23 protein-coding genes are annotated in these 24,211 nt (G+C 64.3%); 1 reads left to right on the top strand and 22 read right to left on the bottom strand.

The genetic code is table 11. The features are described 5' to 3' along the window. Positions 1–3: 3 nt before the first annotated feature. From AAFG13_RS42410 to AAFG13_RS42325, 18 genes are all read right to left on the bottom strand, one after another. The gene (locus AAFG13_RS42410) at positions 4–816 is read right to left on the bottom strand and encodes a CbbQ/NirQ/NorQ/GpvN family protein (protein WP_275945287.1); all 813 of its coding nucleotides are present in this window, start codon (positions 814–816) and stop codon (positions 4–6) included. A gap of 49 nt (positions 817–865) precedes the next feature. After that, positions 866–1,885, bottom strand: coding sequence for an alpha/beta fold hydrolase (locus AAFG13_RS42405; protein WP_212310850.1), 1,020 nt, complete (start codon positions 1,883–1,885; stop codon positions 866–868). A gap of 34 nt (positions 1,886–1,919) precedes the next feature. Beyond that, the gene (locus AAFG13_RS42400; protein WP_212310851.1) at positions 1,920–3,254 is read right to left on the bottom strand and encodes a cytosine permease; all 1,335 of its coding nucleotides are present in this window, start codon (positions 3,252–3,254) and stop codon (positions 1,920–1,922) included. Positions 3,255–3,335: 81 nt separating this feature from the next. Next, the gene (locus AAFG13_RS42395; protein ID WP_092125395.1) at positions 3,336–4,373 is read right to left on the bottom strand and encodes an aliphatic amidase; all 1,038 of its coding nucleotides are present in this window, start codon (positions 4,371–4,373) and stop codon (positions 3,336–3,338) included. A 32-nt stretch (positions 4,374–4,405) separates the two neighbouring features. Continuing rightward, positions 4,406–5,098 carry an urea ABC transporter ATP-binding subunit UrtE gene (gene urtE / locus AAFG13_RS42390; protein ID WP_092125394.1) on the bottom strand — a complete coding sequence of 231 codons (693 nt, stop codon included), beginning with the start codon at positions 5,096–5,098 and terminating at the stop codon, positions 4,406–4,408. Beyond that, positions 5,091–5,843, bottom strand: coding sequence for an urea ABC transporter ATP-binding protein UrtD (gene urtD, locus AAFG13_RS42385; protein ID WP_342710696.1), 753 nt, complete (start codon positions 5,841–5,843; stop codon positions 5,091–5,093). Before urtD ends, urtE begins: the two co-directional genes overlap by 8 nt. Next, positions 5,840–6,979 carry an urea ABC transporter permease subunit UrtC gene (urtC, locus tag AAFG13_RS42380; RefSeq protein ID WP_342710695.1) on the bottom strand — a complete coding sequence of 380 codons (1,140 nt, stop codon included), beginning with the start codon at positions 6,977–6,979 and terminating at the stop codon, positions 5,840–5,842. Before urtC ends, urtD begins: the two co-directional genes overlap by 4 nt. Positions 6,980–6,995: 16 nt before the next feature. Beyond that, positions 6,996–7,865, bottom strand: a complete 870-nt coding sequence (gene urtB, locus AAFG13_RS42375) for an urea ABC transporter permease subunit UrtB (RefSeq protein WP_212310854.1) — start codon at positions 7,863–7,865, stop codon at positions 6,996–6,998. 122 nt (positions 7,866–7,987) lie between these two features. Then, entirely contained in the window at positions 7,988–9,238 is a 1,251-nt protein-coding gene (locus AAFG13_RS42370) for a transporter substrate-binding domain-containing protein (protein WP_249131266.1), read from the bottom strand. Positions 9,239–9,366: 128 nt separating this feature from the next. After that, a complete protein-coding gene (locus AAFG13_RS42365; RefSeq protein WP_092125390.1) occupies positions 9,367–10,008 on the bottom strand; it encodes an ANTAR domain-containing protein in 642 nt (213 codons plus the stop codon). After that, the gene (locus AAFG13_RS42360) at positions 10,005–11,159 is read right to left on the bottom strand and encodes a transporter substrate-binding domain-containing protein (protein WP_212310855.1); all 1,155 of its coding nucleotides are present in this window, start codon (positions 11,157–11,159) and stop codon (positions 10,005–10,007) included. The genes AAFG13_RS42365 and AAFG13_RS42360 overlap by 4 nt, the downstream gene beginning before the upstream one ends. Before the next feature lie 275 nt (positions 11,160–11,434). Continuing rightward, a complete protein-coding gene (locus tag AAFG13_RS42355) occupies positions 11,435–11,884 on the bottom strand; it encodes an OB-fold domain-containing protein (RefSeq protein ID WP_342710694.1) in 450 nt (149 codons plus the stop codon). Next, positions 11,881–13,029, bottom strand: a complete 1,149-nt coding sequence (locus AAFG13_RS42350) for an acetyl-CoA acetyltransferase (RefSeq protein ID WP_342710693.1) — start codon at positions 13,027–13,029, stop codon at positions 11,881–11,883. Before AAFG13_RS42350 ends, AAFG13_RS42355 begins: the two co-directional genes overlap by 4 nt. 44 nt (positions 13,030–13,073) lie before the next feature. Continuing rightward, positions 13,074–14,357 (bottom strand): CoA transferase, encoded by a 1,284-nt coding sequence (locus AAFG13_RS42345; protein WP_342710692.1) that lies wholly within the window; start codon positions 14,355–14,357, stop codon positions 13,074–13,076. Between the two features lie 53 nt (positions 14,358–14,410). Further along, entirely contained in the window at positions 14,411–15,634 is a 1,224-nt protein-coding gene (locus AAFG13_RS42340; protein ID WP_342710691.1) for an ABC transporter substrate-binding protein, read from the bottom strand. Positions 15,635–15,661: 27 nt separating this feature from the next. Next, positions 15,662–16,624 (bottom strand): PDR/VanB family oxidoreductase, encoded by a 963-nt coding sequence (locus AAFG13_RS42335; protein ID WP_342710690.1) that lies wholly within the window; start codon positions 16,622–16,624, stop codon positions 15,662–15,664. A 12-nt stretch (positions 16,625–16,636) separates the two neighbouring features. Further along, positions 16,637–17,956 carry a Rieske 2Fe-2S domain-containing protein gene (locus AAFG13_RS42330; protein WP_342710689.1) on the bottom strand — a complete coding sequence of 440 codons (1,320 nt, stop codon included), beginning with the start codon at positions 17,954–17,956 and terminating at the stop codon, positions 16,637–16,639. A 13-nt stretch (positions 17,957–17,969) separates the two neighbouring features. Then, positions 17,970–18,296: a hypothetical protein gene (locus AAFG13_RS42325; RefSeq protein WP_212310862.1), complete on the bottom strand. Its 327-nt coding sequence runs from the start codon at positions 18,294–18,296 to the stop codon at positions 17,970–17,972. A gap of 196 nt (positions 18,297–18,492) precedes the next feature. On the opposite strand from AAFG13_RS42325, the gene AAFG13_RS42320 reads away from it, so the two are divergent. Continuing rightward, positions 18,493–18,987: a MarR family winged helix-turn-helix transcriptional regulator gene (locus AAFG13_RS42320; RefSeq protein ID WP_342710688.1), complete on the top strand. Its 495-nt coding sequence runs from the start codon at positions 18,493–18,495 to the stop codon at positions 18,985–18,987. A 20-nt stretch (positions 18,988–19,007) separates the two neighbouring features. On the opposite strand, the gene AAFG13_RS42315 is transcribed toward AAFG13_RS42320, so the two are convergent. The 4 genes from AAFG13_RS42315 to AAFG13_RS42300 are packed head-to-tail and all read right to left on the bottom strand — an operon-like array spanning position 19,008 to position 24,196. Further along, a complete protein-coding gene (locus AAFG13_RS42315; protein ID WP_212310864.1) occupies positions 19,008–20,201 on the bottom strand; it encodes a CaiB/BaiF CoA-transferase family protein in 1,194 nt (397 codons plus the stop codon). A gap of 10 nt (positions 20,202–20,211) precedes the next feature. Then, positions 20,212–22,449, bottom strand: coding sequence for an acyl-CoA dehydrogenase (locus AAFG13_RS42310; protein ID WP_342710687.1), 2,238 nt, complete (start codon positions 22,447–22,449; stop codon positions 20,212–20,214). A gap of 14 nt (positions 22,450–22,463) precedes the next feature. Then, complete coding sequence (locus AAFG13_RS42305; protein ID WP_342710686.1) at positions 22,464–23,273, bottom strand: enoyl-CoA hydratase-related protein; 810 nt, start codon at positions 23,271–23,273, stop codon at positions 22,464–22,466. A 56-nt stretch (positions 23,274–23,329) separates the two neighbouring features. Continuing rightward, entirely contained in the window at positions 23,330–24,196 is an 867-nt protein-coding gene (locus tag AAFG13_RS42300) for a GntR family transcriptional regulator (protein WP_342710685.1), read from the bottom strand. Positions 24,197–24,211: the final 15 nt, after the last annotated feature.

The raw sequence follows: 24,211 nt of genomic DNA, 5'->3' as shown, positions 1-24,211 counted from the left end.
CGTCTACGCAGAGGCCGAAATCACGTCACGCAACGTGTTCCTAGTGTCCGCATCATCGGTCAAGGGAACGACGATCGTGGTCTCGCACGCCTTTTCGAGGCTGATGCCGCATCCGATCAAGCGGCCGGCATTGACCAGCATCCGGGTCGAGGCGCCTTCGTCGAGACCCTGGCCCTTCAGGTTGCGGCTGTGCTGGGCGATCTTCACCAGGAGATCGGCGAGGTTGGGTTCGATGCCGGCCTCGCGCGACACCACCTCGGTTTCCGCCGACCGGTCGGGGTAGCCGAAATCCAGCGCCGCGAAGCGCTGCTTGGTGGATTCCTTGAGGTCCTTGATCGCGCTCTGGTAGCCCGGATTGTACGAAATCACGAGCTGGAAATCGGAATGCGCGTGGATCAGCTCGCCACGCTTTTCCAGCGGCAGCACACGCCGATCGTCGGTCAGCGGATGGATCACGACCGTCGTGTCCTGGCGCGCCTCGACGATCTCGTCGAGGTAGCAGATCGCGCCAAGACGCACGGCCGTCGTGAGCGGCCCGTCGCTCCACACCGTACCCTCCGCATCGAGCAGCCAGCGTCCCACCAGATCCGCCGCCGTCATGTCCTCGTGACAGGCGACCGTGATGAGCGGACGGCCGAGCCGCCAGGCCATGTATTCGATGAAGCGGGTCTTGCCGCAGCCGGTGGGGCCTTTCAGCATCACCGGCATGCGGTTCGCATAGGCTGCGCCGAACAATTCGACCTCATCCTTGAGCGGCCGGTAATACGGCTCCTGGCGGATGCGGTACTGGTCGAGCAGCAAAGCGGGATTGGACAAGCTCACGCCTCCCATGATCGCGCAGGCAGCCGTTCGCAATCGATTGAACTCACGATGCGAGCAATTCTTTGAGCTTGGTATCGATGAAGGCGACATCGACCGGATTGGTCCCCGGCCCGCCCGCGAAGTGTCCCCAGATGGACGGCACCGGCACGAACTTGGCGTTCGGCATGTTCGCGACCTCGTTCTCGCTGTCTTCAGGCGGGAAGTAGAGATCGGTCTGCCCCGGCATGACATAGGCCTTGGCCTTGATCGCCTTCAGCGCAGCCTTGAAGTCGCCATTGTAGATCTCGTTGGCGCTGATGTCGCCATTCTGCCAGGTCCACAGCATGGTGAGCAGGTTGTTGGGATCCTTCGGCAGGAAGAAACCCTCCCAGAACGCCACCAGGAAATCCTCCAGCGACGAAAAGCCCATCGTCTTGATGTCGAGCTGCTCGCGATAGAAGGCCTGCGAAAAGCCCCAGCCAGCATAGACCCGCGCGGCGGCGCGCAGGCCGCGGGCCGGCTTATCGGTGTACCACCCCTCCTTCCACGCCGCATCCGCCGTGAGTGCGGCCTTCACGCCCTCCAGGAACACGTAGTTGTGGCGCGAGCATTTGGCCGAGCCGCAGAACGGCGCCAGCAGATCCATCATGTCGGGATAGAGCGCGCCCCAATGGAACGTCTGCAACGCGCCCATCGACCAGCCGACGACCAGACGGATGTGCTTGATGCCGAATTTCTCGGTCACCAACCGGTGCTGAGCGCGCACATTGTCATAGGCCGTCACCTGCGGAAAACGTGGCCCGTTGTAAGGCTCCGGCGTGTTGCTCGGCGACGACGACAGGCCGTTGCCCAACATGTTGGGAATGATGATGAAGTACTTCGCCGGATCGAGCGCCATGCCCGGCCCGATCAGCCATTCATTGTCGTAGTGCTGGCCGGAGTACCAGGTCGGATAGACGATCACGTTGTCCTTGGCCGCGTTGAGCTGGCCAAACGTCTTGTAGGCGAGCTTGCAGTCGCGGAGGGTCGCACCGCGCTGCAAGGTCAGATTGCCGAGATCATAGATCTGATAGTCGACGCTCATTGATGTACCCTTCTTGCTTGATCGAGCTTGTCGCTTACGCCGGGCGTGCCACCTTTTCAGTGGACGATTCCACCCGCGCGATCGCCCCGTACACGATGCCGGCGACCAGCGCGGCTGATATCGCAGTGGACAGCCCCGGCATCAGATTTTCAACCGCAAATGCGCACAGCGACCCGATGCCCCAGGCGATGAAAGGCTTCGCGCGCCAGTCGACGTCCGCACGCGACCCGGTGCGCAACAGATACTGATCGACCAGGATGATCGCACCGATCGGCGGCACGAGGATGCCGAGCAGCGACAGCCACTGGATGAAGAACGCCCAGACGTTGCCCGCGGCCACCACGATGCCGATGGCGCCGAGGATCACGGCCATCAGCCGCATGTTGGTCCCGAGGATGCGCGACCAGCCGGTTGCCGCATTGTAAAGACAGTGCGAGCAGACCGATCCGAGATTGGCGTAGAGGAAGATGAACGCGAGAATGCTGAGCCAGGTGAGCTGCTTGCCGTTCATGTAGCCGAACATGTTGTCGACGCCGAACGGATTGGCGTTCGGCACCGCAAGCGCAGCCGTCATCACGCCGCCGACCAGCATCGCCACCAGATTGGCGAACGGGAACGCACTGAACGTGGCGAACAGCGATGCCCGCGGGCTCGGCGCCCAGCGGTTGAAGTCCGCTGTCACCGTGCCGGCATCGATGAACAGCGCAAGCACCACCGTGAGGCCGACGCCCATCGACATGCTGGCGACGCCGTTGTTGCCGGCATAGCTGAAGATCGCCGCTGCCGTCGTGGTCGAGGCTGCATCGGCCGCGACCCAGAGGCCGAGCACGACAAACAACGGCACCGACGCCAGCCCGATATAGTGCAACCCCTTCACGCCGACGAAGGTGATGCCGATATAGAGCACGCCCGCGACGATGGTCATCGCCACATAGTTGAGGCCGTAGGTCGAGGAGATCAATGCGCCCGTGATGCCGGTCTGCACCGCATACCAGCCGAGCAGCAGGGTCGACAGCAGGCCCGACGCCAGCACATAACCCTTCTTCCCGAACACAATGCTCGCGATCAGCGCGAAGTTCATGCCGCGCCTGGTGCCGATCAGGCCGAGCGCGCCCACATAGGCGAACATGATCAGATTGCCGATGATCATGGCAACCAGTGCATTCTTGAAGCCCATGCCCAGCACCAGCAGCGATCCCGTCATTGCGCCGGTGATGATCATCGGAAAGCCCAGCCACACCATGGTAACCGAGAAGGCGCTGCGCCGGGCACTGATCGGCACCGGCTCATGCTCGAACTCGTGACCGAGAAGGTCGTCGATCTGCCCCTCGGTCTGTTGCACCAGTCCGCTATTTGCTTCGCTGCTCATGGTAACCCCCGTTTCCCGCTGCAACAGTTTCAGAACCGCGCCGGCGCGAATGATCGCGCCGGCACAGCTCGGCTTTTCCGATCAACGATGTGCGACTTTCTGGTTCGGAATGCCCTCGATCGGACATTCGTCGGTCCCGACGGTCGGACGCGTCATGGCTTCAACCATCTCCCGCGTACCTTCGGGGTCCGTGATCCAGTTCTTGTAGAAGGTGTACGGGCAGACCGCGTGGCCGCGATCGCCCTCTCCGGAGTTGATCAGGCCGGTATAGCCGCGGTGCATCAGCTTGAAGAGATGGTTCTGCGACTGCATGTTGCGGCGGGCATCGCGGATCAGCGACACCGAGAGCTGGGCGTACTGGATGCCGTTCTCCTCGGTGCCGCATTCGCCGAGCGTCCGGCCGTCGAAGCCGATGAGCGCGGAATGGCCGAAGTAGGAATACACGCCGTCGAAGCCGGAGGCGTTGGCGACCGCGACGTAGCAGTTGTTGGCCCAGGCCATCGATTTCGAGATCTGGATCTGCTGCTCCTTGGCCGGATACATGTAGCCCTGGCAGCGAACGATCAGCTCGGCGCCGCGCATCGCGCAGTCGCGCCAGATCTCCGGATAGTTGCCGTCGTCGCAGATGATCAGGCTGATCTTCAGGCCCTTCGGCCCTTCCGAGACATAGGTGCAATCGCCGGGATACCACCCTTCGATCGGCACCCACGGCATGATCTTGCGATACTTCTGGACGATCTCGCCCTTGTCGTTCATCAGGATCAGCGTGTTGTACGGCGCCTTGTTGGGATGCTCCTCGTGGCGCTCGCCGGTGAGCGAGAACACGCCCCAGACCTTCGCCTTGCGGCAGGCATCGGCGAAGATGCGGGTTTCCTCGCCCGGCACCGACGAGGCCGTCTCGTACATCTCCTTGGAGTCGTACATGATGCCGTGGGTCGAGTATTCCGGGAAGATCACGAGATCCATGCCCGGCAGACCGAGCTTCATGCCCTCGACCATCTTGGCGATGTTGCGCGCGTTATCCAGCACCTCGGCCTTGGTGTGCAGACGCGGCATCTTGTAATTGACCACGGCGACGCCGACCGTGTCCTTGCTGCTCGATATATCTCCATGCAACATGTCTCGACTCCCTTTCTGAACGATAATTCCCGCTACACGGCCATGTGCAGCTGGATGAGATCATCGGTGAGTTCACCGATCGCGCCCTTGGCGACGACGCGTCCCTTTTCGAGCAACGCGAAGCGGTGGGACGCGCGCCGCGCGAACGCGACATTCTGTTCGACCAGCACCACCGTGATTCCGCGCTCGCGATTGAGTTTGACGATCACGTCCTCGATCTGCTCGACGATGTTCGGCTGGATGCCCTCGGTCGGCTCGTCCAGCAGGATGACCTTGGGCTGGGCAAGCAGCGCGCGTGCGATCGCAAGCTGCTGCTGCTGACCGCCGGAGAGATTGCCGCCGTAGCGATTGAGAAAATCCTTGAGTACCGGAAACAGCTCGAGCACCCATTCCTCGATGCCGTTGGCCGATTTCGCCGCGAAGGTTCCGAGCGTCAAATTCTCCCGCACGGTGAAGCGCGGCAGGATCCCGCGGCCCTGCGGCACATAGGCGATGCCGGCCTTGGCGCGCTGATGGGTCCGCAACGGCGAGATGTCGGCGCCGTCGAGCGACAGGCGTCCGGTGCACCGGTCCATCAGGCCAAGGATGCTGCGCATCAGCGTGGTCTTGCCGACGCCGTTACGGCCGAGCACCGACAGGAATTCGCCGTTGCCGACCATCAGGTTGATGCCCTGCAGGGCGCGGCTGTTGCCATAGAAAGCGTCGACGTCGGTCAGCTCAAGCATGGCTGATGCCTCCCGATCCGAGATAGGCGCGGCGCACTTCCGGATGCGCTTCCACTTCCGCTGCGGTGCCCTCGGCCAGCATCTGGCCCATATGCATCACCGAGATGATGTCGCCGATCGCCTTGACGAAGCCCATGTCGTGCTCGACCACGATCAGCGTGTGCTTGCCCTTCAGCCGTGCGAACAGTTCGGCGGTCTTGCGGGTTTCCTGCGCCGTCATGCCCGCGGTGGGCTCATCCATCAGGATCAGCTCGGCGTCCTGGGCGACCAGCATGCCGATCTCCAGCCACTGGGTCTGGCCGTGCGACAGATACGCGGCAGGCCGGTCGAGCTGTTCGGTGAGCCCGACCAGTTCGGCCAGACGTTCGATGTCGTCGCGCCGGGCATTACCGATATTCCAGCGCAAATTGCCGAACACGGAGGTGCGGCGCGCCCGCGCCACTTCGAGATTGTCGCTGACCGAGAGTTCGCGGAACACGCTCGGCACCTGGAACTTGCGGCCGACACCGGCGCGGGCGATCTCGTATTCCTCGAGCTCCTGCAGTGCGGTGCCGTCAAAGCTGACAGTGCCGGCGCTCGGCTTGACCTTGCCGCAGATGATGTCGAGCGCCGTGGTCTTGCCGGCGCCGTTCGGCCCGATCAGGCAGCGCAGTTCCCCCTTGCGGACGCTCATGTTGAGCGAATTGAGCGCCTTGAAACCGTTGAAGCTGACCGAGACGTCACGGAGATCGAGATGCGAGCTCATGTGCTGCCCTCCGTCTGGCTGACACCTCGTGCAACCGCGCCGCTGGCGGCCTGTCGGCGCTGGGCAACCCAGCGCCAGGTGGATTGCGCGAGGCCGGCGAGCCCTTTCGGCAGGAACAGCACCACGAGCACGAACAGCGCGCCCATCACCAGCGTCCAGGTTTCGAGGAACGCCGCGGATTCCGACAGCGCGCCCTGCATGCCCGCGACCAGCACCGCGCCGAGGAACGCGCCGACCAGGCTCTGCCTGCCGCCGACCGCGCACCACACCACCACCGAGAGCGAGAGCTGCACGCCGAGGAAGGTCGGCGAGGCGAATTCCATCACGACCGTGTAGAGCATGCCGGCGAGGCCTGCGATCGCAGCCGACAGCGCGAACACGAAGATCTGGTAGAGCGCGACGTCGTAGCCGAAGTAGCGCACCCGGCTCTCGTGGTCGCGGATCGCCTGCACGATCAGGCCGGCTCGGGACTTGGTGAAGGCAAAGGCCACCAGCAGGCTGAGCAGCACACATCCGGCGACGAGGTAGTAGGTCGCGCGGCCATAGGCATCGAACGCGACGCCGAACAGCTCGAGCTGGGCGAGATCGGTGATGCCGTTGAAGCCGCCGGTGTAGCTCTGCTGGTCGATGATCACGAGATTGATCACCACCATGGTGGCGAGCGTGATGATCGAGACGTAGACGCCGGTGACGCGCCCCCGGAACATGAACCAGCCGAGTCCCGCCGCAACCAGCGCCGGCACGAGCAGGCCCGCGGCGATGGCGAAGCTGAGCGACCGGAACGGCTCCCAGAACCATGGCAGATGCTGGACATTGTTCCAGACCATGAAGTCCGGCAGTCCGCTGGCCCCCGTATGCACCGGCACGGTCTTGAGCTTCAGCGCCATCGCCATGGCGTAGGAGCCGAGCCCGAAGCTCATCGCCTGGCCGAGATTGAGGATGCCGCCGAAGCCCCAGGACAGCCCGAGCGATATCGTGAGGATGCCCAGCACGAGATAGCGCGCGACCTTGTTGAGCAGGAAGTCATTGTTGAGCAGCACCGGGAGCGCGAACACCAGCGCGGAAACGATGAGCAACGGTGCAAGTTGCGCGATCAGGCGCTGCAATCCGGTGGAGTTAGAAATATTCGAAGGCATAGATGAGCGATCTGTCTCAGGCCCGCACGCGTGCGGTGAAAAGCCCCTCGGGGCGGAAACGGATGAGCACGACGATGGCGAGCAGCACGATCGTCTTGGCCACCGTGTCGTTCTGCAGGAAGGCGATGCCGCCGGAGAGCTCGCCGAGGATGAAGGCACTTGCCACGGTGCCGGCGAGGCTCTGCACGCCGCCGAGCACCACCACCATGAAGGCGTCGACCACGTAGCCGGTGCCCATATCGGGCGAGACGCTCTTGAGCGGCGACACCAGCGCGCCGGCGAGTCCGGCAAGGCCTGCGCCATAGGCGAAGGTCAGCGCATAGACCCGCTTGGCGTTGATGCCGAACGAGGCGGCAACCGAGCGGTCCTGGATGATGGCACGCAGCTTCATCCCGACCGTGGTGCGGTTCATGAGCAACCAGGTCGCCCCGAACAGCGCGATCGACACGACGAACAGGAACACCCGATACGACGATATCGGGATGCCGAACACGTCCATGCTGTCGGCCAGCGCCGGCGGCAATTGCACATAGCGGAGTTCGCTGCCGACCATCAGCCGCACCGCCTGCTGCAGCATGATGCCGACGCCCCAGGTGGCGAGGATCGTGTCGAGCGGCCGGTTGTTGAGCAGGCTCAGGACGTAGCGTTCGATGACCCAGCCGAACGTGGCCACCACCAGGAAGATCGGAACGAGGCTCGCGAGCAGGCCGAGCCCGAGATAGGTGTGGAACACCCAGGCGGCGTAAGCGCCGAGCATCACGAACTCGCCATGCGCGAGATTGATGATGCCCATCGAGCCGTAGATGATCGACAGTCCCAGCGCGACCAGCAGCAGGATCGACCCGATGCTGAGGCCGGTGACAATTTGTTCGATGAATTGGTCCACGTCCGGATCCGCTTTCGATGTTCGTTTGGGCGCCTGCGCCCCTCGCATGTGTGCGAGAGGCCGCTTTCGTTGCCGGAAGCCGGCCGCCGGCGCCGCGCGCCGACGGCCGTCGTCAGCCCCCGTCAGCTCTTCTCGACCAGGCCCTTCTCGGTGCAGGACTGCCCGGGATAGGCCGCGTACGGCACCGGCTTCAGCCAATCCTTGGCCTCGACGAGAATCTCGAACTGGCCGTTCGACTTCGCCTGCGCGATCTTGGGCCACAGCCAGGTGTGCAGATTCTCCGACTCGATCCGGACCTTGCCCTGCGGCGCGATCACTTCCTGGCCCTTGACCGCGTCGCGGATGTTCGGCGGCGTGAGATCGCTGGTCGCAAGCTTCTCGACCGCCTGCTTGAACAGATAGGTCTGGAAGTAGCAGGCCTCAGAGACGAAATGCGTCACCTTGTCGGCGCCCCAGCGCTTCTTGTAGGCCTCGACGAATTTCTCGTTCTCAGGCGACTTGTGCACCATGAAGTACGGCGCCGAGGTGAAATGACCGGCGGCAGCTTCTCCGCCCATCGCCGCGACCTCGTTCTCGGAGGTCGTCAGGCTCGCCATCGGCATCTTCTCGGGATCGAGACCGGCCGCCTTGTACTGACGATGCAGTGCGACCACGGAATCGCCGACCACGGTGGAGAAGATCACGTTCGGCTGCGTCGAGCGGATCTTGTTGATGACGGAAGAGAATTCGGAATGGCCGAGCGGCACATATTCTTCCGCCACGACCTCGCCGCCGAGCTTCTCGAGCAGCTTCTTGCAGTAGTTGTTCTCTTCCTTCGGATAGATGTAGTTGGAGCCGATCAGATAGAACTTCTTGCCGAACTTCTTGACCAGCCAGGGCACGAACTCGTCCTGCTGCTGGTTCGGCACCGCGCCGGTGTAGATGACGTTCTTCGAGCACTCGCGGCCCTCATAGAGCGTCGGATACCAATAGAGATTGTTCTGCCGCTCGAAGACCGGAAGCACCGCCTTGCGGCTCGCCGAGGTATAGGAGCCGAACACGCTGACGCATTTGTCGCCGACGACGAGCTTGCGGGCCTTCTCCGAGAACGTCGCCGGATCCGACGCAGGATCCTCGACGATCGGCACGATCTTGCTGCCCTTGATGCCGCCGGCGGCGTTGATTTCCTCGATCGCAAGCAGCGTCGCCTTGTTGAGCGATTCCTCGATGATCGCGGTCGTTCCCGTCAGCGAGAACAGCACGCCGACCTTGATCTCGCCGCCCGCGGCGTAAGCGAGGTCGGCGTTCTTGATCCAGATATGCGGCAGTCCGGCGCCGGCAAATGCGCCAAGCGCCGCGGTATTCCTCAGCAAAGTCCGCCGTGAAATGCTCATCCCTAGCTCCCTTCAGGACTGAAAAAACAAAAAAGCCCTCCCGATGCGCGCTTACGCGAGCATTGGGAGGGCTTTGTTGCCGGTTGTGTCGAAGGCGGCGCTGTCGCCGCCAGCCCCGCTATTGGGGCTTACTGTTGATGATCGTAGCCAAGCAGTTCGAACGAGTCAACAATCGCCGCGGCGACTGCACTTGCCGACACGCGACGATCCATCGCCTGTCGTCTGATGAAGCCATAGGCTTCGGTTTCCGGCATTTGGCGCGTCGCCATCAGGATGGCCTTGGCGCGTTCCACCGTGCGCATCGAGCGCAGATTGTCGTCGAGCTTCTCGATCTTGCTGCGGAGCCGCCGTTCGTAACTGAACTGGCTGCGCGCCAGCACGAGGCTGGACAACACTGCATTCTGCGTGAACGGCCGCGGCAGAACGGCGTTGGGCGTTGCGTGACACAGCGCATCGGCGTGAACGGCCTCCGTCGCCGGCAGGATCACGACCAGCGCGGAACGCGCATCGCCTGGAATCCACGGCAAGCGCCGCGCCAGATCCGGTGAATATTCGCAGTACACCACGTCGGCATCGGCCGGCACGCTCTCCGGCATCGGCCAGACCTGGCGCACCCGCATCCTGAATCGCTGCAATTCGCGCAGCAACATGCCGACCTGATCGTCGACCGGCGCGACCACGACGGCCGACAGATCGGCAAGTTCCTGAACCATGGTCTTGCGTCCGCCGACGTCTCGGCTCAGCGACGGCTTACGCGACTGCTCGTTCATTGGACGCTTCCTGTTTGCGTTGCACGACCATACCCGATCAGGAACGGATCTGCATGCACCGGCTCCTTCGACTGGCTGACCACATCGAACTGTCCCTGGCGGTTGGCGCGCCCGATGCGTGTCCACAGATCGGTATGGCCCGACATCGGGTTGACGGTGACGGCACCTTGCGGTGCATCAAAGCTGGTGCCGAACACCATGGAGCGGAGCACTTCCGTGTCGAGCGAATTGACCTGCTCGAGCGCTTTCGCAAACAGATGCAGCTGGAAATAGGATGCCTCGGCGCACATGTTGGTAGAGATGTCGGCGCCGAACCGCTTCTTGAAGCGCTGCACAAACGCGCTGTTGGCGCTGCCCTCGACGCCCTGGAAATAGGATGCCGCGGTGACGTGTCCTTCGCCGACGTCGAAGCCCATGGCGGCGATTTCGGCTTCCGTCGTGGTCAGGCTGGCGATCGGCACTTGCTTTGGATCGAGCCCGACATTCGCGTAGGCCTGATAGAGGAAGACCGTGCCTTCCCCCACGACGGTCGAGAAGATCACGTCGGGCCTGACCCGCTTGATGTCCTGGATGATCGGGACAAAGTCCTGCCAGCGCGCGTAGACATTGACGTAGCGCTCACCCACGACCGAGCCGCCATTGCTCTTCAGCAGCTCCCGCATCACCCGGTTGGACTCGCGCGGATAGATGTAGTCCGACCCCACGAAATAAAATCGTGTTCCGAACGTATCCATCAAATAGCGGCACAGCGCGAGGCTGTTCTGATTCGGCGAGGCGCCGGTGTAGATGACGTTCGGCGACGCCTCGAAACCCTCATAGAGCGTCGGGTACCAAAGCAGGCCGTTCAGCCGTTCGACCACCGGCAGCACCGCTTTGCGGCTCGACGAGGTGTAGCAGCCGAATATAGTGCTGACCTGATCCTCCACCATCAACCGTTTGGCGTAGTGGCCATAGGCGGCCGAGTCCGAGCCAGGGTCGTAGGCGACGGGAACCAGCTCGCGGCCGCAGACCCCGCCTCCCTCGTTCACCTCCTCGATCGCAAGCTGCGTGCCCTGATACTGGGTCTCCTCGATCACCGACATGAAGCCGGTTCGCGAGAACAGCACGCCTATCCGCCACGGAGCGGAGGTCGCTTGGGTAAGGTTCGACATGATCAGGCCCTCGACAGAATTGGAGGGACGAGAGGGATTATTGTTCTTGTTGCTCTCGAACAGCATTGCCGGGGGCGGAAGATTGCATGTCATCTGCCGCGAGACAAGGACCCAGGCAGCTCATCCTGTCAGCGGCGCTGACGCGAAAGCAGGCAAACCAGATGTCGCCCGCAAATGATCACAGGTGCGGCGGTCCACGGACCCGTCTATCTCCGGTAGACGCGCGATCGATTGCCCGTATCAGGCGCAGGGATCGATAGTAACTCCGGGGAAACCTACGCCCGGCGCCATTGCAGCAAGGAGTAAGGCGGATCGCACTCCGGGTGATGCTCGAAGACCCCCTCGACATCTGCGCCCATTGCAACCGCCTGTTCGGGATCGCCGAGCAGATTGCCGACCATGCGAATGCCGCCGGCATGCGGCAATTCGACAAGCACCGCGATGTACGGTCCACGCCCCTTCAGCGCCGCATGCGACGGATGCCACACGCGCTCCCAGCTGAAGATCCGGCCGCGCGGCGCGACCTCGGTCCAGACCGGGTCGAAGGCGTGGCAGCGGTGGCAGAGCCATTCGGGTCCGAACTGCCACGTGGCGCAGCGGCCGCAGCGTTGCACCAACAGCTTGCCCTGACGCAATCCTTCCCAGTAAGGCGCAGAGAGGCCGTCAGGTTCTGCAACCGGGATCGGCAGGCCTGCCGGGAGATAGCGCGCGCTCGGCTTGCTCATAAGGTGGCCTCCGAACCCAAGATGAGGTTGCTCGCAGGAGAGACCATCGGACCTCCGATGACCATTGCGACGTCGCTGCGTCGAGCCTGGCTCGTCGAGGTGCCGCGCACCTGGCGAACCGCTTCCAGCACGAGCTCAAAACCGTGCATGTAGCATTCGGCGAGGTTGCCGCCGCTGGTGTTGAGCGGCAGCCGCCCCGACGGCGCGATCAGGTTCTCGAATGTCAGGAAGTCGTTGGCCTCCTCAGGCTTGAAGAACCCGTGCTCCGCCAGCGCCATCACGACACCGCCGGTGAAATTCTCGTACGCCTGGACCACGCCGACATCGGCCGGCCCTACTCCGGCCATGCGGTAAAGGTCGGGCGCGACGGTGTCGAAGCTCGCCGTGGCGTAGAGCGGCGCGTTGTGCGCCGTCGCCGCGGCGCGATGTCCGGATCCGAAGGCGGCACCGAGCAGATAGGCCGGTTTATTTCGGAATTCTGCGGCGCGCTCCGCCGATACCAGCAGCAATGCCGCCGCGCCGTCATTTTCCATGCAGCAATCGTAGAGATGGAACGGCTCCACGATCCAGCGCGAGGCATCGTATTTCTCGACGTCCAGCGGCCTGCCATGCATCACGGCGCGCGGGTTGGCCTGGGCGTGATGATAGGAGGCGAGCGCAATCGCGCGCAACGCCTCTTGCCGTACGCCGTGCTCGTGCATGTAGCGCTGCACCCGCATGGCAAAACGCTGCGGCGGCGCCAACACACCATAAGGCATCAGGTAGGACCGTTCGCCCGAAACCGTGTGGATGCCGCCCGCCTGTCCGAACCGGCCATATTGGCCCTGCGCCAATGAGCGGAACACCACGACATAATCGGCGAGGCCCGCGACGATCGAGGCCGCCGCGTTGGCAACCGCAGCACAGCAACCGCCGCCGCCTCCGCCCCATTGCATGGTCGCTGAACGCAATCGATGCGTACCCAGCGCCGCGGCCAGCCGCGAGGCCTCGCTGCGATCGTCGCTGTAGGACGAGAACCCGTCGATCTCGCGGGGATCGAGGCCAGCGTCCTCGCAAGCCGCCAGAATGGCTTTCAGCGCGAGCTTTAATTCCGGGTCGGGAGAAGCGCCGTGGCGACAATATTCGGTTTCACCGATCCCAATCACGGCCACACGCCCCCGCAGCGTCCGCTGGTCTCGCCCGCGCGCCGTCACGGCTTGGCATCCTGTCGCGAGGGCTGGCTGCCGAAGGCACCGCCTGCGGCAAGGCGCGCGATCTCCGCCTCATCGTAGCCGAGCAACTCACGCAGGACATTCTCGGTGTGCTGCCCGACGGCCGGTGCCGCGACGGGATCAACGATCGGCGTCCGCGAATAGCGGATCGGCAGGTGCACGTTCGGCACCCAACCCACCGTCTCGTGCGGGATCCGGGTGACGATCCCGCGCTCCCTTGCCTCCGGGGAGCGGATCGCTTCGCCGACGGTGCGTACCTGACCGCAGGGCACCCCGGCCGCCCGCATTCGCGATTGCCAGTGCGACCAGGGCTGCTGCGCAAAGGCGGCGCCAAGGATCGCGAACAGCTCCTCGCGCCGGCGGATTCGATCCGGGCCGGTTGCATAGATCTCGGCCGCCGCGAGGTCCTCGCGCTCGAGAACCTGCGCCATCAGGCGTTGGAAGATCTTGTCGTTGCCGCAGTTGATATAGAAGGCGCAATCGCTGGCCAGGAACACACCCGACGGACAGGTGTCCGGGCTGGTGTTGCCGCTTCGCTTCGGATCGGTGCCGCTGAAGAGCGACTGCATGGTCGCGTAGCCGGTCATCAGGACGGCATTCTCGAACAACGACACCTCGATGGCCTGGCCCTGCCCGCTCCGCTCGCGCGCGAACAACGCGCCAAGGATCGCATTGCTGGCCATCATCGCGGTGCTGATATCCATCACCGGTGACAACGCGCGCACGCCCTCCCGGTCGGCATAGCCGTTCATAGAGACAAAACCGCTCTCGACCTGCGCGATCGGATCGAAGCCGAGCCGGTCCGAAAATGCCCCGTCCCGGCCATAGGCCGACACCGAGCAATAGATGATCTCGGGCTTGACCTTGCGGCAGCTCTCATAGTCGAGCCCCAGCCGTGCCATCACGCTCGCCGAAAAATTCTCGACGAGGACGTCCGCCGTCGCGATCAGCTCGCGCGCGACCTTCAGGCCCTCCGGCGATTTGAGATCGAGGGCAACGCTGCGCTTGTTGCGGTTGGTCCAGAGGAACGGCGCGCCGTGCCTGAGATCGGGATGCACCGGGGGATAACGGCGCAAATCGTCACCGCGGCCCGGCGCTTCGATCTTGATTACCTCGGCGCCCATGTCGGCAAGGATCATGGTCGCAAACGGTCCCGCGATGAAATGCGAGAAATCGATCACCCGGACCCCCTCGAGCGCCCTTGGCGCATCGACAGGGCGCGGCGTGTGCTCGGGGAAGTCGGCTTCAAGCTGATCCAGCATCGGGATGTCCGTCAGTTTGAGAAGTGTTGATCCGAGGGCCGCAGCCGTCGTCGTCAATTGCTCTTCGGCGGCTCGACGAGCGAGCATCCGCCCTGGTCGAGCGGCCGAAACGCCTCCGGCCCGGACAGCACGCCGACCTGCTCCAGCAGGTCCCACTTGCTCTTCGACGCACTCGGGCTCTTCACTTTGAAGATGTACATGTTGTGAATGGCGCGGCCGTCCGCGCGCACCACGACCGGCCCGAACAAGGCGTCGTCGATCGGCTTCTCCTTCAACTTCTGGATCACGGCCGGCGCGTCATTGGTTCCTGCCGCCAACGCCGCGTTGAGATAGGCCAGCACCGACGAGTAGACGCCGGCGTGGAACGCGGTCGGCGATTGCCCGCGCTGACGTGCGCTGAACCTGGCCGACCAGGCACGGCTGGCATCGTTGAGGTCCCAGTAGAACGGCTGGGTGATGATCAGTCCTTCGCCGACCGCAAGTCCGCTGGACTCGACATCGTTGGTGGTGGTCAACAGCGCCGCGAAGGTGCGTCCGCTCTGCTTCAGCCCGAACTCGGCGGACTGCTTGATCAGGCTGACCGTGTCGCCGCCGGCGGTTGCGAACGCGATCACGTCGGCGCCGGAGCTCTCGGCCTGCAGGATGAACGAGGCATAGTCCGCATTGTTGATCGGCACATTGACCGATCCGAGAACCGTGCCGCCGCCGGCGCCGATCACCGCCGTGCCGTCGCGCACCATCGACTTGCCGAGCGCATTGTCGGTCGCGATGAAGTACCATTTCTTGCCGCCGTGACGCACGAGATAGGCACCGATCGTGTGCGAGGCCGCCCAGGTGTCGAAGGTCCACTGGATCGTGTTGGGCGAGCAGTATTTCCCGGTCAGGTCGGAGGACGCCGCACTCGATGCAATCAGCGCCGCCTTGGTGCCGCGCACGACTTCGTTGACGGCGAGCCCGACGGCCGAGTTCGGCACGTCGGCGACCGCATCGACCTTCTCCTGATCGATCCAGCGGCGCGCGATTGCGGCGCCGACATCCGCCTTGTTCTGGTGATCGGCCGAGACGATCTCGACCTTGAAGTCCGGATGAAGCAGCATGAAATCCTCGGCAGCCATCCGGGCCGCCGTCACCGAACCTTCGCCGGCATTGTCCGAATAAGGGCCGGATGCGTCGTTGAGCACGCCGATCTTGAGGGAGCGCGCAGCGTCCGCCGACGCGGGCGAACTGGCGCAGGCGGCCAGCAGGACCACTCCGGCAATTTGCGAAAGATACTTCATTGTTCCCACCCGTCGTATGTTGTTGTCTTAGAGATCGAGCACGAGCGTGCGGGACTTGGCGCCCGAGCAGCAGATCATGACGCTCTTGTTCGCCGCCTGCTCTTCCTTGCTCAGAAACTGGTCGCGATGATCGGGCGTGCCCTCGAGTACGCGCGTCTCGCAGGTGCCGCAGACCCCTTCGCTGCAGGCGTAATTCGCGGTGATGCCGGCAGCCAGCAAGGCATCGAGAATCGTCTTGCCGGGCTCGACCGCAATCGTGCGATTGCTTCGCGCAAGCTTGACGTCGAAGCCGCCCTCCGTTGAGGGCGCTTCCCGCGCCTGGAAGTATTCGACATGCACGCGATCCGACGGCCGATCGGCCGTCGCCGCCTCGAATGCCGCGAGCATCGGCACCGGACCGCAGCAATAGAGATGCGCCCGCGCCGGCGCGGTTCCGACAATTGCCGGCAGGTCGAACAGACGCCCCGATCGCTCGTCGTCGAAATCGACATGTATCCTGGAACGAAAATCAGATCGGAATGGGCCGAGCTCGTCGAGGAATGCGGCGGCCGCGCGCGTCCTCGCGGCATAGAACAGCTCCCAACGGCGCCCGAGCGCCTCCAGACGCCGGATCATCGACAGCAATGGCGTGATGCCGATGCCGCCGGCGACCAGGACCGAATGCTCCGCCTCTTCGTGCAGCACGAAATTGTTGCGCGGCCCGGAGATCGTCATGATGTCGCCGACCTTCACGGAGTCGTGGACGAAGCTGGAGCCACCGCGGCTCTCGGCATCCTTGTTGACAGCGATCACATACCGGTGTCGCTCGCGCTGATCGTTCACCAGCGAGTAGCTCCGGATCATGCCGTTCGGCAGATGCAGGTCGATATGGCTGCCGGCCGTGAACGGCGTCAGCTCTCCGCCCGTCCGTGCGATCAGCTCGTAGGAATTGATCCGCTCGGCCTCGTAGCCGATGCGCTTGACCAGCACGTCCTGCGTCACGTCAGCCATGGCGGGATGCGCTCACAGCTCGTACCCGAAATCTGCGCCGAGCTTCGCCCGCATGAACGGCGCGCCGACATCGACCCAGGACTCCTCCGGCGGCAGCCGCAGCGACACCGCCCGCACCATGAACACGTCGGGGTCTGAGACGCCCTTGGGCTTGATCGCGTGATCGCGATAGGCGCCGAGCGCCTCCAGAATGAAGCGCCGCGTCATCGCGATGCCGGTATCGCTGGAGCAGAGCGTCTCCCTGGTGCGATCGAAGATCGGCGAGACGCCGCTCTGGCAGGCGCCGTCCTGCACCCACAGCCCCGGCAGGCCCGAGAACCAGGTGGTGCGCTGCGCCTCGTAGTCGAATTGAAAGCCGTTCTGCGGATTGTATTTGGTCCAGTAGCCGGCGTACGGCACCGTCACCGGGTGCTGGATCAGCGCGTGGCGGCTGGCATGGCCGCTCTCGCGGCCCTTGTGGCCTTCGGCGAAGACCTGCCGCGTCTTCTCCAGCAGCGGCTCCGACGGATGATAGGAGAACATGATGCAGAGCGTGTTCTCGTCATCGATCGGCACCCAGGCGTGCCCGCTCAGATCCGGAAACGGAGACAGCGGGGGCACCAGCGTATAGAACGGCAGCATGAATTGGTTGACGCGCCAGTACAGCGTGTTGGCGTCGTAATTGCGCCGCGCGGCGATGCTCATGCCGAAGTCTTGCTTGATGCATTCGAAGGTCGGCCGCAGGTCGCGCTTCTGGATCCAGGCGCTCGTCGTGCCCTGGGCGTCGAGCCGACCGTGCAGCAGCGGCGCGTGCGCCGAGTCGATCTCGCCTTCGACCGCCTGCAGCCAGTTGCACTCCTGGACGCGAACCGAGATGTGCACCTGCTCGGCCGGCACCAGATTCCATTCGAGGTTCGGCAGCGGCGGAAGTTCGGCCTGGTCGGGACCCATATAGGTCCAGATCATTCCGTTGCGCTCCTTGCAGGGATAGGCCTTGATCCGCACGCGCTCCTTGAGGCGGCTGCGCACCGGCTCGGCCGGCATGTCCGTCACCGCGCCGGTGACGTCGAATTTCCAGCCGTGATAGACGCAGCGCAGCCCGCAATCCTCGTTTCGCGCGAAGACCAGCGGCGCGCCGCGATGCGGACAGGCCTGATCGACCAGCCCGACCCGCCCCTCGGTGTCGCGGAAGGCGACCAGATCCTCGCCGAGCAGCCGGATGCGCTTCGGCTGTCCATCCTTGGTGAGGTCTGCCGACGGCAGGAAGGGAATCCAGTAAAGCCGAAACAGGTCGCCGAGCGGCGTGCCCTTGCCGACCCTCACCAGGCGTTCATTGTCTTCGCGCGAGAGCATGGATTTGCCTCCTTCAATTGCGTGTGGCCGGGCCCGCCGCACCGCCGAGAAGCGCGGCGACGCGGCCAGACAGTCCGAGATCCTGAGCGGTCCAAAGCGGATCGGATGCGGTGAGCGGCTTGCGTGGAATGGGAGGCTGCTTGCCCTCCTCCACCAGGCCGACGATCAATTCGATGCGGCGCCGCTCGAGTTCACGCAATGCGTCCTCGACGACGGCGGCCTCCGCCGTGCATCCCGGCAGCTCCGGATAGGCAAGGCGAACCCGCCACTGCCCCGGCTCGGTTTCGACGGCCTCGGCCTCCAGCAAATAGGGGATCGACAGCAGCTCACGCAGGTCCAAGTTCAACCTCCCTGCACAATGTCTTCGCATCGCATTTGATACGTATACGTACTACATTGCCGGATGGCTGACAAGGGCCGAACGCAATTGCATCGGGCCGTGAACAGGCCGGGTGCGGTTCACCGCAGGGTTGAGGACGTCAGGCCAAGCTGCTAACGGCTAACGCGAATTCGAAAAATCGGAGTCCAACGACGGCATGGCAGCCGACAAGGGTACGAAAACGAGCACGGCCACAGATATTGCGCGCGACTGGCAGCTCGAAGACGGCGTCGGATTTCTGCTGCGGCTGCTGGAAGCCCGTTACGACGGGCTCTATCAAAGCATGACCCGCCAGAGCGACATCACGCCGCGGCAATTCGGCGTGCTGATGGCACTGTACCAATTGGGTCCGCTCACCCCCTCGGTGTTGGCGGAGCGGATCAGCTGCGACCGCAACACGCTCAGCGAAATGCTGAAGCGGATGGTCGCGCGCCGGCTGGTCTCAAAGAAGAACAATCCGGACGACCGCCGCTCGCTCCAGGTGCAGATCACCGCCAAGGGAGAGAAAGCGCTTCTCGCCGTCATCCCCGCTGCCGCCGAGCTGCAAAACATCATGCTGGCTCCCTTGCGCAAGGAAGACCGCGCGCATTTCCTGAAATGCCTGCTCGCGATCGCGAAGGCTCCGCCGCCGGACGCTCCGTCCGACACCTGAGATTTTGGGCTTCCGGCTGCCTAGGCCGGCGCCCTGCCGAACGTGCCCGCGACCGCGAGCGCCGCGATTGCCTGCGGTGACAATCCCAGAATCCGTGACAGCACATCGTCCCGCTGCGCGCCGATCCCGGGAACGTGACTTCCGATCGAGATATCGGCGCCGGACATCTGCCACGGCGCATTGACGCCGACGAATTCGCCGGCACCATCCGAGACCGTCCCAAACACACCACGTTGACGCAGATGGGCATCGGTCAGCGCCGCGCCCGGCGTCCGGTACTCGGCGCAAGGCACGCCGGCGCGATCCAGTGCCGCGATGCATTCGGCGCCGGTGTGACGCTCGGTCCATTGCTCGATCACCTGCATCATGGCGGTCCAGTTGGCCCCGCGCGCCGGAATGGTCGCAAAGCGCGGATCGTTCGCCAGCTCGTCCTGCCCCGTGACCTCACATAGCGCCGCAAAATTGCGCGGCGTGACCGGAGCGATCAGGATATCGCCATCGCGCGTACGCACCGGCCCATAGGTCGGACGCGGCGAGCGGATCGGGAATTGGGCTTCCTGAAGCTCATAGACCAGCAGGTTGAGCATGCAGTCCATCAACGCCACATCGACGCGCTGCCCCTTGCCGGTGCGTTCGCGCTGTACCATCGCGGTCTGGATCGCGGAATAGCCGAAGATGCCGCCGAGGATGTCGGCGACGAAGATCGCTCCGGCCGCCGGACGCTCCCGGTCGCCGGCATAGCGCATCAGCGATGTATCAAATCCGCTTTCGGCGTGCACGATCATCGCGTAGGCCGCGCGCTCGGCAGCGGGGCCGGACTGGCCATAGCCCGAGATCGAGCAATAGATCAGGCGCGGGTTGATCTCGCGAAGCGCGTCATAGCCGAGGCCGAGCCGCTCCATCACGCCCGGACGGAAGTTCTCGACGAGAATGTCCGCCTCCGCGACCATGCGATGCACGAGCTTGATGGCATCGGCGTTCTTCAGGTCCAGCGCGAGGCTGCGCTTGCCGGCATTGAGCTGGCCGAAATAGGTGCTGTGGCCTTCGCGCAGCGGCGTCCGCAGCCGCATGTCGTCGCCTTCCGGCGGCTCGATCTTGATGACCTCGGCCCCGACGTCGGCGAGCAGCCGCGCGCAATAGGGGCCCGCCACCATGATGGAAAAATCCAGCACCCGCACCCCGGCGAGCGGCGCCCTGTCGCCATCCTTCTGCATCCGATCTCTCCTATCTCGGCAGCCCGAGCGCGCGTTGCGCGATCAGGCTGCGCTGAATCTCGTTGGTCCCGATGCTGATGACCCACATCAGCGAATGCCGCAGGTTCTGCTCGAAGCGGCCGTTGTCGATCGCGCCCGGCATCTGTTCGGACAGCGCGGCGCGCATCCCGAGAATGTCGAGCGCGGCCTCTCCGAAACGCTCCATCAGCTCTCCGGAGAACACCTTGCTGATCGCGCCATACTCCGGCGGAGTCATGCCGTCGGCTGCGAGCTCGGCACAATGCATCATCAAGAGACGGCCGATTTCGATCTCGGATGCCAGGGTCGCCATCCTGTCGCGGACGATGGGGTCATCGGCCAGAGACCGATCGCCCTCCTTGGTCATTACGTGTGCACGCAGCTGCTCAAAGGCGTGTGCGACCTTCAGGACGATCCCGCCACCGACCAACCCTCGCTCGAAGGCCAGCGCGCCGGTCAGCACCTTCCAGCCGCCATTGACCTCGCCAACAAGATTCTCGGCGGGGATCCGGACATTGTCGTAGAAGATGTTGGCAAAGGTGCCGTCATACATGGTGACAGATGGACGGATGGTGATGCCCGGCGCATCCATCGGCACGATGAACATGCTGATGCCGGCGTGCGGCGGCTTTGCATCCTTGTCGGTCCGCGCGGCGAGGAACATGTATTTGCCCCACCAGGTGGTGGTCCAGATCTTCTGGCCGTTGATCACCCAGTGCTCGCCGTCCCTGATCGCACTGGTGCGCAGCGCCGCGAGGTCCGAGCCCGCTTGCGGCTCGCTATAACCCATGCCGTGCATGGCTTCGCCGCGCAGGATTTCCGGAAGATATCTTTGCTGCTGCTCTGAGGTGCCGAACATCATCAGCGCATTAGCCTGGATCGCCGCACCGATCCGTGGTGCTTCGCCCCGCTCCATCGTCTCCATGAAGGCGATCTGCTCCAGCGGAGAGCGTGCCTGGCCGCCGAACTGCTCCGGCCATCCGAGCCCAATCCACCCGGTCTCGCCGATATCTCGGGCGAAGCTCGCATCGAACTCGCGCTTGGCGAAAGGCCTCTGGTCGAACGCCTGCTTGGTATCTCCGGTCCAGTTCTGTTCGAGCCAGCGCCGGACCTGCTCGCGAAGCGCATTTCCGGCGGACCCGAGGTCATATTGCGGCAGCCCGGCGCCGCCCGCATCCAGCAGTCGCTCGGCAAGTCTGCGCTTTGCATCCGAGGCGCCGCCGAGCGCGATCGTATCGAGGTGCACGCGCTTGAAATGGATCGGCGCCTCGTGCTCCTCGGCATAGCCGATCGCACCGAATGTATGCTGCGTCTCCAGCGAGACCTGCCGCAGCGCATTGCCGGAGAACGCCGATGCGCAATCGGCGAAGTAGCGCCAGTCGTCGTCGCCGCCATCATGCAGTCTGGCGGTATGCTCGAGGATCAGCCTGACGCCTTCGAGCGCGATCAGGCAGTTGGCCAGCTTGTGCTGGATCGCCTGGAACTTGCCGATCGGTTGTCCGAACTGGTGCCGCTCCCTGGCGTAGTCCACGGCCAGCTCAAACGCACGCCGCGCAGCGCCGTAAGCGCGCGCGGTCAACGCCGCTTTGCCCTTGATGCGGAGGTCGTCCAGATCGACCGTCCCGACGGGAATGCGCGTGAACGGCGCTGCGTTCAGCCTGACCTCGGAGAGTCCCCACGCCCCCATCGCGCGGGTCGCGACGCATTCGACACCGGGACCGTCAAGATCGATCAGCGCAAGATGGGCCTGATCGAGCACGACCAGAAGATGCGTGGCGCCACCGGCCGCCTCGACAAAGCGAAGCACGCCCGTTGCCTTGAGGTCCGTGACCTCAACCGAGCCCGCCTCCGGATCGCGATCCAGCGCCCCGAACGAGAAGGCGACGATCGCCTTCCCGGAATGCAGCCGCTCCAGCAGATCCACCACGACGTCGTCCTGCGATCCGGCGATCGCAAGATTGGCGAGCGCCGCAGACCACATCGGCGCCGGACACCCGGCCCGGCCGAGCTCCGCCACGACAACGAGGATCTCGGCGAGCCCGCCCTCGCCGCTCGTCGCGCCGAGCGCGGCAACACCCTGCCCGACCAGCCTGCGCCAGATCGTCGACACCTCGTCCGGCGTTGACGACGCCGTTGCGCCGCGCGGACGCCAATGCTCGTCAAGGAACCCGCGCAAGGAGTCGCGCAGCATCCCTGCGACATCGTCATTCGACGCTTCGATCGCGGCCATGGCCCGGCCCCGAGCTACGCCTGGCCGAACTTGGGCTTGCGCTTCTCCTTGAACGACATAGTCGCTTCCTTGTGGTCGGCGGTCTCGAACGTCACCTGCTCCAGCGCCATCGAGGCCTCGAGCAGCATGTTCACGCGCTCCTTGACGATCTGGTTGATCGACAGCTTGGTCCAGCGAATGGCCCAGGTCGGACCGTTGGCGAGCTCGACCGCAATCTCGCGGGCCTTGGCCAACACCTCAGCGCGCGGCGCGACATGGTTGACCAGCCCGATCCGCTCCGCCTCCTTGCCCTTCAGCAGTGTGCCGCGGATCAGGAATTCCTTGGCTTTGTTGATGCCGATCAGCAAGGGCCAGATCACCGTGCCGCCATCGCCCGCGACCAGGCCGACGCGCGAGACGTGGGTGTCGCCGATCCGGGCATCTTCGGCCATCACGGTGATGTCGCAGAGCAGCGCATGGGTCGCCGCCAGGCCGATGGCGTCGCCGTTGATCGCCGCAATGATCGGCTTGTCGAGCTCGAGCTGGCGGGTGACGCCGCGCCGGCTGATCATGGGATCGTGGACCTCGCCCTCCTCGAGCACGTCGCCGCCCGGCCGCTCCGACATCGCCTTTACGTCACCGCCGACGCTGAAGAAGTCGCCGGCGCCGGTCAGCACCACGGCATTGACGGCGTGGTCGTCGGCGAGGTCGTCCCAGATCGTCCGCAGCTCGCGGATCAGCTTCTGGTTGATGGCGTTGCGCGCCTCTGGGCGATACAAGGTCACGGTCGCGACCTTGTCCGCGACTTCGACCTTCAGGCATTCATACTTGGCGTAGTTGGACACGTTTGCCTCCATTGTTATTGCTGTTTGAGTATTGATCTATTCGCCGGCGCGGCGCGCTACCGGCGCAGCCCGGGCTGCACGTCGGCCAATGCGACATGAAGCGACATGGCTCCCGGATCCTGCTCCAGCATGCGCTGCACGGATTCGAGATGCGACCGCAGCAGCCGGCTTGCCAACGCCACGTCTCGTTCGTTCAGCGCCGCCAGGAATTGCCGCCGCTTCTCGGCCAGCCGTGCCATCGCGACCCCGCTGGAAGCGACCTTGGCATAGACGAAGCGCATGTGGATCTCGGTGACCGAGTCCACGATCATCGCGATCACCTTGTTGCCGGTCGAGGCCGCGAGCAGCTTGTAGAACTCGCGCGAGCATTCGACCCGATCGAGCAGCCGGCCTTCCTTCGTCGCAAGCTCGGTCCGCTCGATATTGGCTTCCAGCGCATCGAGGTCGGCGCGCCGCGCATTTGCACAGGCCAGCTGCACCACGAGGTCGAGGACGTGCACCCGCGCTTCCGACAATTCCCGCACCGATATCGTCCCGAGGCTCAGCATGTCGCGCATGACCTCGTTCATGCGCCGGGTGTCGCCCTGCTGGATGAAGGCGCCGCCCTTGACACCCTTCTGCAGCCGCAACACGCCGGCCATCTCCAGGCTGCGCAGCGCTTCCCGCAGCACATTGCGGCTGACGCCGAGCTGCTGGGCGAGTTCGCGCTCGGCCGGCAGCTTGTCGCCGGGCTTCAGCACGCCCAGCGCCAGTTGCTCGCGAATGCGCTCGCAGATCTCCTCGAACGTCCGCCGGGTATGGATCGGCTTGAATGTCGGCGTGGCCGCGGAGCCCGCGACACGGAGATCGGTGACCCGCTCGCGCCGGTTCGGCGAGGCGGTGCGGGGGCGCTGCGGCGCGCGAGGGCTTGACTTGGTGCTCATGCGGTGAATTATTAA

Origin of the sequence: Bradyrhizobium sp. B124 (genome assembly GCF_038967635.1) — a bacterium.
GTDB lineage: Bacteria > Pseudomonadota > Alphaproteobacteria > Rhizobiales > Xanthobacteraceae > Bradyrhizobium.
This window is presented reverse-complemented; position numbering and strand designations above follow the sequence as displayed.